We start from the raw sequence: 14,038 nt of genomic DNA, 5'->3' as shown, positions 1-14,038 counted from the left end.
CGGTTATTTCAGGCCGCTTGTCTTGATGGATTCCATGATCTGGCGCTGGAAGATCACGAAGAGGACCAGCATCGGCACGGCGACGATGGTCGAGGCGGCCATGACGTAATTCCAGGCGGCGGCGTACTGGCTCTTGAAGTTTGCAATGGCTACCTGCACCACCCAGAGGTTGAGGTCCGATGTGATCGTCAACGGCCACAGGAAAGCGTTCCAGTTGGCGAGGAAAAACAGGATCGCCAACGCCGACAGAATCGGCCGACTGAGCGGCAGGATGATGCTCCAATAGATGCGCCAGTAGCCAGCGCCATCCATGATCGCCGCTTCTTCCAACTCCCTCGGCAGCGACAGGTAGTATTGCCTGAGCAGAAAGATGCCGAACGCGTTGAAGATCGCCGGAATGATCAGCCCGGCATAGCTGTCCAGCATGTGCAGCGTCCGCGTCAAAATGAACAGCGGCACGATGATTACCGGCAGCGACACCAGGAAGGTCGAGAACATGGCGAGGAACAGGATGTCGCGGCCCGGAAAATGCAGCCGTGCGAGCGAATAGCCGGCCATCGAATGAAAGAACAGCGCAGCGACCGTTACCGTCGCCGACACGAAGAACGAATTGAAGAGATAGCGCAGGAACGGCACCTCGGTCAGCACGTAGAGGAAATTGCCGAGCGTCGGCCGTTCCGGAATGAGGCTCGGCGTGAAGACGTCGCTCGCCGGCTTGAGCGAGATGACCAGCATCCAGACCAGCGGGAACACCGTCATCAGGCCAAGCGCCGCGGTCGCCAGCATCCAGGCAAGCCTCGCCGCTTGTATCTGCGAACGCGCGGAAGGAGTTCGGCTGTCAGTCATGCTCGAAACGTCCGCCACGCGTCAGCAGGAAGAAGAAGACCGTGACCAGCATCAGCGCCAGCACCAGCAGCGATGCCATTGCCGATGCATAGCCGAAGGCGCCGAACTGGAACGCTTGCTTGTAGATGTAGATGATCAGCACCGAGGTCGAATTGACCGGCCCGCCCTTGGTCATCACATAGATCAGGTCGAAGACCTGGCCGCCGGCGACAGCCGCGACCAGCGAGACCAGGAGGACGAAGAAGCTGGTCGGCTTGAGCAAGGGCAAGGTAATGTACCAGAAGCTTGTCACCGGCCCGGCGCCGTCGATCTTTGCGGCTTCGTAGTACTCTGCCGGGATGTCCTGGAGCCCGCCGAGGAAGATCAGCATGTAGAAGCCCATCAGGAACCAGACGCTGACCACGACCAGCGTGAACAGCGCCAGATTTGGATCACCGAGCAGCGAAATTCCGCCGAGGCCGACGAGCGGCGCCAGCCGGCTGACGATGCCGACCTTTTCGACCAGCATGAGCTGCCACACGAGGGCCACCACGACGAGGCTGACCATCTGTGGCGCAAAGAACATCGAGCGCATGACCGCGTTGAAGCGGTTGGTCTTCTGTACCAGAAGCGCCAGCCCCAGCCCGGCGGCGTAGAGCGCCGGCACAAGCATGACGGCATAGGCCACGGTCACCTTCACGGATGACCAGAACAGCGGATCGCTCCACATGCGCCGATAATTGCCGAGCCCGACGAATCTATAGCCGCCGAAGCCGTTGACTTCGAAGAACCCGACGGCGAGCGAAAGCAGCATCGGCACGCCGACGAACACCAGCAGGCCGAGCGCATCGGGCAGGACGAACAGCCATGCGGCGCAGAGTTCCCTTTGCTTGGCGGTAAGGCCGCGAGCGGATTTGGTGCTCGCGGCTGGCGGTTCCATCTGGTCCACATGCATGTTGGAAAGCGCCTAAAGGATCGGCGCGCCGGAATAGGAGGCGAGGAACGCATCGAGTTGCTGACTGGCCGCCGTCGCCGCCTGCTGGGCATCGACGCCGCCAAGCTGTGCCGACTGGATGGCATCGGAGATGATCTTGTAGGCCTCAGGCGGAACCCGCGGTTCGGCGCGCGTTCCCGGGTGGATCTCTTTGGCGAATGTGCCGAACTTGCCGGTGCTGAAGACATCGGCGCCGGCCTTCAGCGCGCTGTTGCGCGGCGGCATGTCGCTCTTGGCGACCGTGCACCAGTTGACGACCCGGTCGATCGAGGCCTGATCCATCGAGGCCAGCGCCCAGGCGCAGAACTGGGCGGAAGCATCCGGGTTCTTGCCTCCGGCATTGGCGACAAAGGCCCACCCACCGCCGACGGTGACGTATTTGCCATTGGCCGGTGTCGGCAATTTGAAGATGCCGTAGGGCACGTCCTTGGCGTTGTTGTCCATCGCCGAAATGCCCCAGATGCCGCAGTTCTGCATGGCGCACAGCCCTGCCCCGAGATTGGCGACTATGTCGAAGCCGCCGCCGACCACTTGACGCGGCGCCACGCCGGCGTTGATGGCATCCTGCCAGAGTTTCAGCGCCTGGACGGTGGCCGGCGAATCGAAGGCGTTCTTGCCGTTCTTATCCTGGAACTCGCCGCCGCCCTGCCACAGGAACGGATACCAGGTGAAGTTCTGGTAATAGCCGGGCGTCGTTTCGAACAGCACGCCGTAGCGGCTGGGCGTCGTCAGCTTTTTGGCGACCGCCAACAGCTCGTCCCAGGTCTTCGGCACGTCGTTCTCGTTGAGTTTTGCATCCTCGAACGCTTTGACCGAATAGTAGAAGGCCATCGGCTCGACCTCCATCGGCACACCGTAGATCTTGCCGTCCACCATGCGGTTGGCGATGACGCTTTCCGGGAAATCGGCTTTGGCGGCATCCTCGATATGCGGCGTCAGGTCGGCCAATACGCCGCCATTGTAATAACGCAGGAAATCGCCGGGGCTGATGAGGAAGATGTCGGGGCCCTCGCCCGACGCGAAGGCCGTTGCCAGCTTGGAACCGGAGATGTATTCGCTGTTGACGACATACTCGAGCTCGACCTTCTGGTCGTGGGCGTCGTTCCAGTCGGCCACCAGCTTCTCGAACCACTGGACCTGCGGCTTCACGTCTCCACCAGGCGCATAGAATTGCCAGAATTTCAGCGGCGCTTCCTGAGCGCGCACGGCCATCCTGTTGATGAACGGGAAGCCTGTGAGGCCGGCGGCGAAAGTAGCGCCGGCCTGGATCAGCCGACGGCGGTTCAGGCTGGCCAATGGCCGGCCGCGGGTCGTTTTGTCAGTCATCAATTCCTCCCTTTGATGTTGTTCGGTCGAACGTTGGCGAAGGGACCTCCGTTCCCATTGCCGGCATCTGCCGTCACGCGCTGTCGAATGGGCTCAATGCGCATGGGATCACTTCGGTGCGCGGCGCGCCCTCGACTTTGCCACCCAGCCGTTCGAGCAGCATTTCCGTGGCGCGCTTGGCAAGCATTGTCGGACTGTTGCCGACACGGGTCAGCTTCGGCCTGACATATTCCAGTTGAGGCAGGTCATCGAAGACTGCGATGGCGATATCCTGAGGGATATTGATCCCATGGTCGTAGAATTCGGTCAGCGCACCGGAGGCCATCAGATAATTGGCGAAGAACATCGCCGACGGCAGGTTTCCGCCGTGCTTCTCCTTAAGCCAGGTAACGGCTTCCCGTCCGGACGGAGCAAGATAGCTTCCCTCGAACCGCAGATCGGCGGCGATTGGCACGCCATTGTCGGCGAGCCCTTTTTCGAAGCCGGCGGCGCGCGCCATCGCTTCCTTGAAAAAGGAAGGCCCGGTGACATGGGCGACGCGGCGATGGCCCCTCTTCGCCAGATACTCGCCCATCAGATAGCCGCCGCCGAAATCGTCCAGCTGGACGCTGTCGACAGCATGGTTCGGCAGATGGCCGATGAAGACGGCGGGCACATCGAGGCTGAGCAGTTCGCTGTGCATGCCGTGCAGCGCGAAGTCGGCAACGATGACGCCGTCGACCCGCTTGCGCCCGATCTGGCGTAAATATTCGCGGCCGTGATCCTGTGAATGTCCGCCCGGCACGTCGGTGTTGAAGATCAGCATGTCGAGGCCGACCAGTTCGAGCGTCGACTGCGCCGTTTTCACCAGCTCCGGATAGAACGGGTTGCGGATGTCCGGGATCAGCATCGCGATGATGTTGGTGCGGCCGGTGCGCAGACTTTGCGCCTGCGGGTTCGGCGTGTAACCGAGTTCGTCGATCGCCGCTTGCACACGTTCACGCAGCGATTTCGACACCCGGTCGGCATGGTTGATGACATGCGACACAGTCGTGCGCGACACGCCCGCTCGCGTGGCAACTTTGGAAATCGTGCTCATGGTGACAGATTATGAGTACATGAATGCATTTGCAAATCGATTTTTTCCGGCGTCTCGCAAATTAGGGCCATCAGGCGGATTGCACAAATGCCAAAAGAAAAGGCCGGACTGTTGAGCCCGGCCAAGCGTGAAGGTCTATAACCTCGAGAGGGGAACACGCCGGACGCAATGGGAGGAGACATCCGACGCAGCTTAGATGTGGGTCTGTATTGGTGACGTTTCAACGACATAGCAGTGGACCAACGTCGCTGTTGCCATAGTGCCAGGAACGCAAAGCATTCGAAGGAAGCGGTGGATCGCAGCCGCCAGGTGGATACAAAGGGCGCCGAACGCAGGGCGGGGTCCATTGCTCCTGGTATTGGACTTCAGTCTGTAAGACTGTCGACCAAGGACCTGCACGGCCAAACTTTGGTCCGAGGCTGCTATCGCAAAAGCCCGAAAGGCGACAGTTTCAGGAACCGAGTTCCGATGGCCCCGTTGCGATGCCGACTGTTACAGGAGGCCGCTATGGACCCGAGCGTTCACCAGGCACGTTGGCTGCTTTTTCCGTTATTTGGCCTGTGTTTCGGGATCACGGCAATTGGATTCATAGTTGGCTGATGGTGGGAAGTCGGCGCTTTCGCCGAGAGACGCAACCAAAGGAAGGCAAAAAACTTGCGCAGTAAATAGTCCCTTCCTGCGCTAGCGAGACCCACCAGTTACCATCGTGGAACTGGTGGGTCTTGACGTCCCGGATGCAAACCATTGTTTTAAGCGTCACACGAATTCGAACAGGAGGCAGTACGACAGAGCCGTATGGTTAAGGGCATTTCCGACATGCGACTGGCAAGTTCACTGATGACGACCCGGAGACGAAGGACCGGATCTTCACGAGGACGTCGTGTCGGCATTTCTGTAGTCGTGTTGACCTTCATTCTCGTCGTGAGCCCCTATCGCGTCATGTTCGACGGACCGTCGCCGACGCTCGGCCCGCAAACTGCCTGGGCCAAAGATGGTGGTAGTGGTAGCGGGGACGGAAATGGCAATGGGAACGGGAACGGGAACGGCAATTCCGGCAATCCAGGTGGAAACTCTGGCAACTCAAACTCGAATAGCAATCCGGGCAAGGACAAAGCAAAGTCGCAGGAGGACAATCCCCCTGATCTGGCCCCTGCGGCAAACCCCGACAGCAAGCCGAAACTCTTCATCAATGCAACCACGGGAGACCGGGTCGAGGTGAGCGGGCCGAGCATTGGCGTGGTGCATTCGAACGGCCTCAGCGAGCGCATTGATAGCGGCCAATATGAAATGCGAGATGCCAAGGGCCGCACCATCATTCGGCGCCTGGCGACGCGTTCCGATCGGGACAGGTTGCTTGAAATGATCAACTGAGGGCCAGTTCACATAGCCGCGCCGTGCGGCAATTTCGGCTCAAGCATGATCGCGAACAGGCGGATGCCGGCGCTCAGTCGCGTCGCGCAAGGTCATCGCGGCTTCGGTCCTGTTGCTGACGTTGAGCTTGGCCAGGATTCGCGTCATGTGGTGCTTTATCGTTTTCTCATGCAGGTTCAGCCGAAGCCCGATCCGCTTGTTGCTCAGTCCCGCGGCCACCAGCGTCAGGATCTCCCTTTCGCGGCTGGTGAGTTCGGCAAGTCCGTCAGCTTTCGCCGGCTCATTTGATTGAGCCGACAGATCGGCCAACAGGCGCGCCGACAATTGTGGACAGACATATCGTTCGCCCGACGCTACCGTGCGCAGGATCGCAGCCAACGTCCTCGACCCGACCCCCTTCAGAACATAGCCCCTCGCCCCGCTCTGCAACGCGGTCATCACGTGCTGGTTTTCTTCCGAAACGGTCAGCATCACAATTTTCAGTGCCGGATGCCGCTCCAGGGCCGGTCCGATCACGCCAAGGCCACCTCCAGGAACCGAGATGTCCATCAGCAGAATGTCGGGCCGCTGGTCTTCGATTATCCGCAGGGCATCGTCTCTGCTGCTTCCTTCACCGACGATCTCGAACCCGCCGATCTGATCGAGCGTGCGCACAACGCCTTCCCTGAACAGCGGGTGGTCGTCGACGATGGCGAGTTTGATGGCTACTGTCATGTCTGCCCCATTTCAACGATGTTGAGGGCCATTCTTACGACTGTGCCACTCTGTGAGGAAGTCACGGTAAACTGGCCCCCGAGGCTTTCCACCCGCTCGCGCAGCCCAACGAGTCCCAGCCTCTCGGGACGCACGATTTGCGGGTCAAACCCAGCGCCGGCGTCGGACACTTCGATACAAACGCGCTCGCCGTCGAAATGTTTCTCGACCGACTGACCTTCACCTCCGGCATGGCGGAATCCATTGTTCAGCGCCTCCTGGACGAAGCGGAAGATGCAGATCTTGGCCGCTGGCGACAACGGCGTATGGCCGCCGGTCATCGATAATCTCACTTTGACGCCGGTTCGTTCTTCGTGCGCCTGTACGGCAAGCTGGAGAATCTCACCCAGTTCGGCATGCTCGATATGCGGCAGGACAAGGCCCTTGCTGATGCTCCTGATCTCGCGCATGGCATTGTCCAGATGTGCTTTGATGGCCAGCAATTCCTGTGCACGCTTCGATTGCGTCGTAGCGGGATCGCCAATGACGGGGCTGTCGATCCCCAGCGCCGCGAGAGCAACCAGTTGCGCGGGGCCATCGTGCAAGTCCGCACCGATGCGCCTGAGATAGCGTTCGTTAACTGCGGTGGCACGCTGCGAGGCACGCTGCACCCGCAGCCTCAACAGTCTGTTTTGAGCAAGCAGATCGGAAAGCTCGGCAATGCGCTGCTTCAACGAGCGGCTCTGCGAACTGATCGTGCGGCTGCCACGGAACACGATTGCCGACAGTCCGAGAAAGAAGGCCGCTGTGACGGCGGCAACGTCCAGCCAGGTTCGAATGAGTGCCTGATGCAGGTTTCTTTCAAAATCAGTGGCGACCTCGTAGAATTCCGAAACGGCTACCACTTCCCCCGACCATGGCTGCAGCACCGGATTGTAGATCTCGAGGAGATGCAAGCCGCTGGCTCTTTCGGCCTCGCTGTCCGGATCGTCGAGCTTGTCGAACTCCGAAACCATTTGGCCTGCGAATGCTGCCCGGAGATTGTCGCTGGGTTCAAAGCGCTTGCCCATCAATGTCTTGTCGGTCGAATACAGGATGGTTCCGTCGCGACGCCAGAGCTTGAACGATTCGAGCCTTGTGCCGAGTGCCCCTTGTCCCAGCGTTTCATCGAGCGCGTGGGCGACGCTCTCGTCGAGGACTTCGCTCTTGCGCATATCCGGAAGCAGCGGCGCGATAACGCTGTCCACGTAAAGAGCCGTAGCGGAAGCCGAATTCTGCGTGACCACGGCTTCTATGTGGCTCGTGACTGAAATCCCGACCACCACCATGGCCGACAGGGAGAATAGACCGCCCGCGAGCAGGAACTGCGTGGCCAGCGACAGCGCATTCCAGCGGTCGACGAGGCTTGTCAGCCTGTGTGGCCTGGTATTCCGAATGGCCCGCTCGGCAGCACGCCGCACCAGTGGCGCGATTCTGGAGAGCCGGCTAATCCGCTGTCGAACGTCGCTAAAAGACGCCATCCTAGGTGTGTAACCGATCAATCGCGATGGAACTAGGGCCTGATGAGAGGGCGAACAGCGCATCCGGCGCTTTTTTGCGCAAACCGTCTCATTGCGTCGTTCGGTAAAGCTCGGACGCGGCCTGCTTCAGTGCCGCCCGTCCATCCGGCCTCAGATACATCATGTGCCCGCCCTCCAGCACCTCGCTGCGAATGGGCTTTGCGCCGGCAAGCGAAGGAATTTGACCAAGCAGGTAGCGCGAGCCCATATACGGTGTCACCAGGTCGCTGTAGCCGTTGACGATCAGCACGCCGAGGCTGGGGTTCAGCGTGCGCGCCTGCTGAAGGTCGTCCATGACACCCGCATAGCCCTGACGCGTCGGGCTCGTTCCATAGTCCCAATTGCCGCTGACTTCGCGGTTGAGAAGCCGATAGCTGATATCCGTACGGAAGTTCAATTCATCACGCACATAGCCGACGAAAGCGGAGGTGAGCGCCGGCACGCTTCGATCGAGCACCGGATCGGGACCCTCGACTCCCAGGCTCTCTGGCGCCACGTCCGCTGTAGCGATGTTGCCGTCATAGGCGCTGAGAACATTGCCCTTTGCCCGTGCAAACTCCTTGGCGAAGAGCCCTATGGGAATGCGTGCAAAGTGCCGCTGGACGAGATCGAGCGGCAGACCGGTGATTGCGGCGACACGCTGGCTCGCCAGGCGTCCACCTTGCTCCAGCCCACCGGCCAGCGCGGCCAGATAATCGCCGAGCGCATAGCGTTCGACTTCGGCCAGCCGCTCCTGCAGAGCCGGGCCGGAAACGCCTTCGCTGTGCAGGCGCACTGCCGCCAGCGACGGCAGTTCCAGCGCCCAGTGGAGCGGCTGGAACTCGTCCGGGCGCACCAGCGTGAATTCGAGCGCCGGCGAAATCAGCACGACGCCGCTCGGGCTGATGCCGATGTCTTCCTGAAGCTTCCTGGCGAGCAATGCTGCTCGGAAGCCGCCATAGCTCTCGCCAGCCAGGAAGACAGGCGATGCCGTTCGGTTCGTCTGCGCCAGATAGAGCCGGATAAACGCGCCTATCGACGCGGCGTCCTGGCTGACGCCCCAGAAGCTGTGTGCTTCCGTGCCGGGCGCTTCACGGCTGTAACCGGTTCCGACAGGGTCCACAAAGACCAGGTCCGTCATGTCAAGCCAAGTGTCGGGGTTATCGAACAGCCTCTGTGGCGGCGGCAGGAAACTTCCATCGGCCGCAGTCGCCAGGACCCGCGGACCGAGCGCGCCGAGATGAAGATATGCGGAAGCTGCTCCCGGACCGCCATTGAACACGAAGGTGATCGGGCGCCGCGGATCCGGTCCCATGTCTTTCCCGGGGTGCAGAGCATAGGCGACATAGAAAATCTCGGCGGTGATATCGCCTTTGCCGGACGGCAATGACAGCGTGCCGGCCTTGGCCTCGTAATCGAGCGTGCGTCCGGCAATGGAGATCGAATGATCGGAAGTCTGCGGCGGTGGCAGGAGCGAGAGAACCCCGCCCGTGGGCGGCGGCCGCTGGGCCGTCTCCGCATGACCGACCCCGGCGCCGGCAGCCAACAGCAGAAGAGCGAGGGCGATTTCTTGCAGCTTGATAGGCATGACGTCTCCGGAACAATTGGCTGGAAACTAGCACACCGTCGGCCGAACCAAAGTCACAGCACCGTGCGTCAGTACATCTGACAAGAAGGGGTCGGGTTTGGAAATCCGATGCCCAGGCGGAAGATAGGGCGCGAGGGTCACGGCGGCAGCCTCAACCTCTTGCAGCGGATGCGTGCGGCGGAATGGCGGACCAAACGACTTCGTGAATTTTGTGCCGGTTGACTCGATTGGCCCACTTCCTAAGTTGGCATTCGGGGCTCCCGTCCAATCCGAAGTTGGTATGACATCTTTCCACACCCGAAAGCTTGCCCTTCTCCTTCTATCGGCAAGCGCCTTCATCCTGTCTTCCTGCGTCATGCCAGACGACACGTCGAGCACTGCGAAGGAGGACGCCACGGCGGCGGCAGCCCGCAAGGAGATGGTCGGCCTTAGCGAGGCGGACGTTCGAATGTGCGCCGGCTTTCCGACCGCCACTGCCGCTGTCGGCAAATCCGGCCAGATCTGGACCTATCAGCGCGTCGTTCAACGTGGCAATCTCAACATTGTGGTTCCGACGGTGGCCATTGGCCCCGTTCCGGCGCTCGGAGGTTCCGTCAACGTCGCCCCCGGCGGCTATTGCAACACACAAATTCGAATGGTTGACGGTCATGTTGCCGAGGTTGCCTACGCCGGCGACAACAACCTGCCGAACAACCGCGATGCGCTCTGTGTCAGCACGGTGGACGCCTGTGTCGCCTATGCCCGTCAGTATCATCCAAGCAGGGCAATAGGCCGTACAAGATAGCGGGATGAGTGGCATTGCCGCTGATCTGAACGCCTGAAGTTTTCTGGTTTGCCGACTAATGATTATCCTAGATCTCGATTGAGCATCACCGATTTGACCTGATATTCCCCGCTCTCAACCGCCGACCCCATCGCGAATAGCGGAGAAATAGCGGTCGGTTCCGACCTGCCCGCCCTTGAGGGCAATTTCCAGCCCGTCGATCGCCTTGATGCGCGAGTGCGCCACACAAAGCGGCGAACCCGGCGATGCCGGCAGCGGCATTCGCACCGTCAGCGCGTCGACGCCCATCTGGCCCAGTGCATGGCTCGACGTGTCGCCGCCGGCGATGACCACGCGCAGTAGCTTCTCTTGAAGCGTCAGTTCGCGGAGAAGCTCGCCAAGGCCGCGGCCGAGCTTATGGCGGGCGCCTTCCCGGAGGTCGATTTCAGCACCGCGGTCGGCCGCAGGTCCGAGCGCGGTGTAGAGGATGACGCTCCGCCCGGCCCGTAGGCTGGAGCGGCCGGTTGCAACCGCGCGCGCAATAGCGTCGTTCGAAGCCTCGGAAACCAGTTCGACCGGGTCGAGCTCGATCCCGTCGAAGCCTTCGGCCAGAGCATGCCGGATCTGTCGTTCCGTCGTCGGCGAGCAGCTCCCCGAGACCACGGCGATCCTGCCGGCAGCGCCCGGCGGCGAAAAGGCGGGTTTGGCATCCACGATCCGGTTCGATGCCCATTCGGCCAGCAAGGCATATTCGATGCCCGAAGAGCCGACGACGAAATAACCGCCCGGCTTGCGAGCGCGCCAAATCTCCTTGCCGGCAAGCGCCTGGGTTTCCGGGCTATCGACATCGACAAGCACGATACCTGTGCCATTCTCCACAAGCCGGTCGAATGCTTCCGACCGCGACGCAGACTGCAGCGTCGCCAGGTCGACCAGCCCAGACCTGAGGTCGGTCTGGCGCGACAGATGGATCAGCAGGTCGGATTCGTCCATCGGCGTGGTCGGATGGCGGCTCATCACGGGATGGCGGTCGATGCGGAAATATTTTTCGCGATAGGCAGCGAAGAGATGACCGAAGGCGGTGTAGCGCTTCAGCTGCGGCGCGCCGACCACCAGCGGCACGCTGCCTTGCCGGAAAACCGAGCGGCCGATCTCGATCGCCCGGCCGATGCTGCCGATCGCCGGGCTGGAATCGAAGGTCGAGCAGACCTTGTAGTGGCAGATCTCGGCGTTGACGGTCTTCAGCCAGGCGAAGGCATCTCGCAGATGCGTGTCCATCCACAGCGGTGTCTCACTGCGGCTGGTGCCGGCCAGCCCGAGGGCGCGGCAATGCGCGAATTGCGAAAGCAGCGCCTCGTCCGGCCGGCGCATGAACAGCACGGTCGGCACGCCGCCGAGCTCGAGCGCCTCCATGACGTCGGTGGAGCCGGTCAGGTCGTCGCCATAGTAACTCAGAAGCAGGTTTTGCATGGCGTCAGGCCGCCTCGCCGCCGCCGAACTTCTCGATCGACCGCGCCAGCTCGACATGGCCCAAGGCATAATCCGCCAACGGAATGTCTTGGACCGCTGCTTGCCAGGCTTGCTGCACGGCGCGGACGCCGGCGCCCGGCCCGTCCGGGTGGCTGACGATGCCACCGCCGCAGAGATAGAGAAGATCGACCGTCCGGCCGGTTCGCTGGAAGGTTTCAGGCGCCTGCCCGCCCCACTGGCCGGAGCCGGCGACCGGCAATGCGCAATCGGCCGGCGAAAAGATCGGCGTGGTCACCGCCTTGAAGGATTCGACAAAGGACCAGTCGGGTTCCCAGTATTTCGAGGCGATGCCGTTGATCTGGAACTGGTCGACGCCGAGCAGCCGCCAGAACTGCTGCCAGACCTTGAAATCCATACCGAGGCCGGGATGACGGGTGAGAATGTCCCAGCCATTGCGGTGGGCATGGAGCACCAGGCTGGAGCGTTTTCGGAGGTAAGCCATACCGCCGAAACCGATCGAATTGATGTTGACCACCGCGCAATTGCCGCCGGCCTTTGCCACCAGGTCGTGGTTTCGCATCATCTCGTCGGGATCGGCATGTGAGATGCCGAAGGCATACATGACCTTCTTGCCGGTCTTCTGCTCGTGGTCGACGATCAGCGGCATGATTGCCCTCACCCGCTCCGACAGCGGTGAATAGGCCGGGCTCATCAGCTTCTCGTCATCCTTGATGAAATCGACGCCGGCGGCAATCAATTCTTGCACCATCGCGGCCGTCTCGTGCGGGCGGAGCCCCAGCGCCGGCTTGACGATGGTCCCGATGATCGGACGACCCGCGACGCCGGTCAGCGTGCGGCTGCCTGCGACGCCGAATTGCGGACCCGGATGCGTGCCCCGGTACTCCTCGGGTAGCTTCATGTCGACCACACGAATGCCGGACAGGCCCTTGATCGAAAACGTGCCGCCGATGGCGATAGTCATCAGCGCCGACAGGTCGGTGCCGATGGCGTCCAGCGGAAACGCGATGTCGACGTCGGCGCGCTTGACCGGGCCGTTGCTGGCTTCGGGGCAGGTTTCGGGAAGAGACGGCCGATCCGCATCCGGCAGATGCCGTATCGCCAGGACCCGCGCCGCGACCCTGGCCTTGAGTTCTTCGGTCTCGCCGGCCAGCGCGACGAAGGTTCCGGTCGACTGGTCGCTTGCGATCTTGGCCGCCAGCGCCTCGATATTGCCGGGCGTTTCGATGCGATAGGTGAGAACAATCATATTTGCGCGGCCTGTCAGGGTGGTTCGAAAAAGGTTCCTTGGCCCTCGAAATCTGGTATAATGAGTACATAAGCATTGCAAGCCCTATCCGGCTTGGCAGGTAAGGGCGAGCCGGCAACAGGCGTTCCGGGATTCACGGCGGAAATGCTAGGTATAGGCCGGTCAAAGGAGTGATTCGCGACGATGAACCGTTCGGAGCCGATCGTCCGGCGCAAGCTTTCCGACGAAGTATTCTTGAGACTGAAGCGCCTGATCACCAGCGGCGAATTGCTGCCGGGTGACGACATGCCATCGGAGCGCGAATTGATGGAGCGCTTCGAGGTCGGCAGGCCGGCGATCCGCGAGGCGATGCAGGCGTTGAGCAATATGGGACTGGTCGCGATCTCGCATGGCGAGCGGGCCAAGGTGCTGCAGCTGACCGCCAAGTCGATCATCAAGCAGGTCGACGGCGCAGCCAAGATCATCCTGTCGTCATCGAAGGACACGCTCGAGCACCTCAAGAACGCGCGCATCTTCTTCGAGCGCGGCATGGTCAAGGAAGCTGCAGAAAAGGCCACAGCCGAGGACGTGCAGCGGCTGCGGGCAACGGTCGCCGAGCAGCGCAGCCATCGTGGCGACTCGGAAGCCTTCATATCCGCCGACATGAAATTCCACACCCAGATCGCGGCAATATCCGGCAACCCGATCTATGTCGCCGTCAGCGAGGCAATGCTTGGCTGGCTAAAGGAATACCACACCGAAATGCTGATCTGGACCGGCAAGGAAAAGTTCACGCTGACCGAGCACGAAGAGATCATCGGACGCATCGAAGCCAAGGATGTGGATGGCGCCGAGAAGGCGATGATCAAGCACCTCGAACGCTCGCGTGCGCTCTACGTGATGAACTCCGGAAACTGAAAATCTAGAGCAAGGTCCCGACCGGCGTAGCGGCCGGCACCGTGCTCTCGGCCTACTGACTGACCACAGATCAGCCTGAGCCCGGACCGACGCAGTTTTCTATTGCCGTCTGAATCCGATGTATTTGCCGCGTGTTTTCATTCAGCGATTTCAGCATTTGTAGTTCCCAGCCATGGATTTCCGCGGGCGGCGTCGTCGGCAGCCCGCATGCGGCCATCCTGGAGGCGC

At 61.3% G+C, this 14,038-nt stretch carries 12 protein-coding genes; 3 read left to right on the top strand and 9 right to left on the bottom strand.

Going from position 1 to position 14,038, the window contains the following annotated elements; genetic code table 11:
* Positions 1 to 3: 3 nt before the first annotated feature.
* The 4 genes from NKH70_RS09265 to NKH70_RS09250 all read right to left on the bottom strand — a co-directional run bounded on the left by NKH70_RS09265 (position 4) and on the right by NKH70_RS09250 (position 4,223).
* The gene (locus tag NKH70_RS09265) at positions 4 to 846 is read right to left on the bottom strand and encodes a carbohydrate ABC transporter permease (protein WP_352912598.1); all 843 of its coding nucleotides are present in this window, start codon (positions 844 to 846) and stop codon (positions 4 to 6) included.
* Positions 839 to 1,765, bottom strand: coding sequence for a carbohydrate ABC transporter permease (locus tag NKH70_RS09260; RefSeq protein WP_352912599.1), 927 nt, complete (start codon positions 1,763 to 1,765; stop codon positions 839 to 841). Before NKH70_RS09260 ends, NKH70_RS09265 begins: the two co-directional genes overlap by 8 nt.
* A 27-nt stretch (positions 1,766 to 1,792) precedes the next feature.
* Positions 1,793 to 3,145, bottom strand: coding sequence for an ABC transporter substrate-binding protein (locus tag NKH70_RS09255; RefSeq protein WP_353025133.1), 1,353 nt, complete (start codon positions 3,143 to 3,145; stop codon positions 1,793 to 1,795).
* Positions 3,146 to 3,218: 73 nt separating this feature from the next.
* Positions 3,219 to 4,223, bottom strand: coding sequence for a LacI family DNA-binding transcriptional regulator (locus tag NKH70_RS09250; RefSeq protein ID WP_352912601.1), 1,005 nt, complete (start codon positions 4,221 to 4,223; stop codon positions 3,219 to 3,221).
* Between the two features lie 903 nt (positions 4,224 to 5,126).
* Between NKH70_RS09250 and NKH70_RS09245 the strand changes: the two genes are divergently transcribed.
* Positions 5,127 to 5,594 (top strand): hypothetical protein, encoded by a 468-nt coding sequence (locus tag NKH70_RS09245; RefSeq protein ID WP_353025131.1) that lies wholly within the window; start codon positions 5,127 to 5,129, stop codon positions 5,592 to 5,594.
* A 39-nt stretch (positions 5,595 to 5,633) separates the two neighbouring features.
* On the opposite strand, the gene NKH70_RS09240 is transcribed toward NKH70_RS09245, so the two are convergent.
* The 3 genes from NKH70_RS09240 to NKH70_RS09230 form a co-directional block, all read right to left on the bottom strand.
* Positions 5,634 to 6,308, bottom strand: coding sequence for a LuxR C-terminal-related transcriptional regulator (locus tag NKH70_RS09240; protein WP_352713353.1), 675 nt, complete (start codon positions 6,306 to 6,308; stop codon positions 5,634 to 5,636).
* Positions 6,305 to 7,747: a sensor histidine kinase gene (locus tag NKH70_RS09235; protein WP_353015140.1), complete on the bottom strand. Its 1,443-nt coding sequence runs from the start codon at positions 7,745 to 7,747 to the stop codon at positions 6,305 to 6,307. Before NKH70_RS09235 ends, NKH70_RS09240 begins: the two co-directional genes overlap by 4 nt.
* A gap of 148 nt (positions 7,748 to 7,895) precedes the next feature.
* A complete protein-coding gene (locus NKH70_RS09230) occupies positions 7,896 to 9,413 on the bottom strand; it encodes a S10 family peptidase (RefSeq protein WP_352912603.1) in 1,518 nt (505 codons plus the stop codon).
* Positions 9,414 to 9,693: 280 nt separating this feature from the next.
* On the opposite strand from NKH70_RS09230, the gene NKH70_RS09225 reads away from it, so the two are divergent.
* Positions 9,694 to 10,197, top strand: a complete 504-nt coding sequence (locus NKH70_RS09225) for a hypothetical protein (protein WP_352713361.1) — start codon at positions 9,694 to 9,696, stop codon at positions 10,195 to 10,197.
* 114 nt (positions 10,198 to 10,311) lie between these two features.
* Here the strand turns inward: NKH70_RS09225 and NKH70_RS09220 are convergent, their stop codons facing one another.
* Together NKH70_RS09220 and oiaX are read right to left on the bottom strand one after the other, a co-directional pair.
* On the bottom strand, positions 10,312 to 11,646 hold the full coding sequence (locus tag NKH70_RS09220; protein ID WP_352912604.1) for a four-carbon acid sugar kinase family protein: 1,335 nt from the start codon (positions 11,644 to 11,646) through the stop codon (positions 10,312 to 10,314).
* 4 nt (positions 11,647 to 11,650) lie between these two features.
* Positions 11,651 to 12,913 (bottom strand): 3-oxo-isoapionate-4-phosphate decarboxylase OiaX, encoded by a 1,263-nt coding sequence (gene oiaX, locus NKH70_RS09215; protein WP_352713366.1) that lies wholly within the window; start codon positions 12,911 to 12,913, stop codon positions 11,651 to 11,653.
* Between the two features lie 183 nt (positions 12,914 to 13,096).
* Here oiaX and NKH70_RS09210 point away from each other — a divergent pair, with 183 nt between their 5' ends.
* Positions 13,097 to 13,810 (top strand): transcriptional regulator NanR, encoded by a 714-nt coding sequence (locus tag NKH70_RS09210; protein WP_352713369.1) that lies wholly within the window; start codon positions 13,097 to 13,099, stop codon positions 13,808 to 13,810.
* The last annotated feature ends 228 nt before the right edge of the window (positions 13,811 to 14,038 follow it).

It is taken from the genome of Mesorhizobium sp. M0991 (assembly GCF_040318915.1).
GTDB lineage: Bacteria > Pseudomonadota > Alphaproteobacteria > Rhizobiales > Rhizobiaceae > Mesorhizobium.
This window is presented reverse-complemented; position numbering and strand designations above follow the sequence as displayed.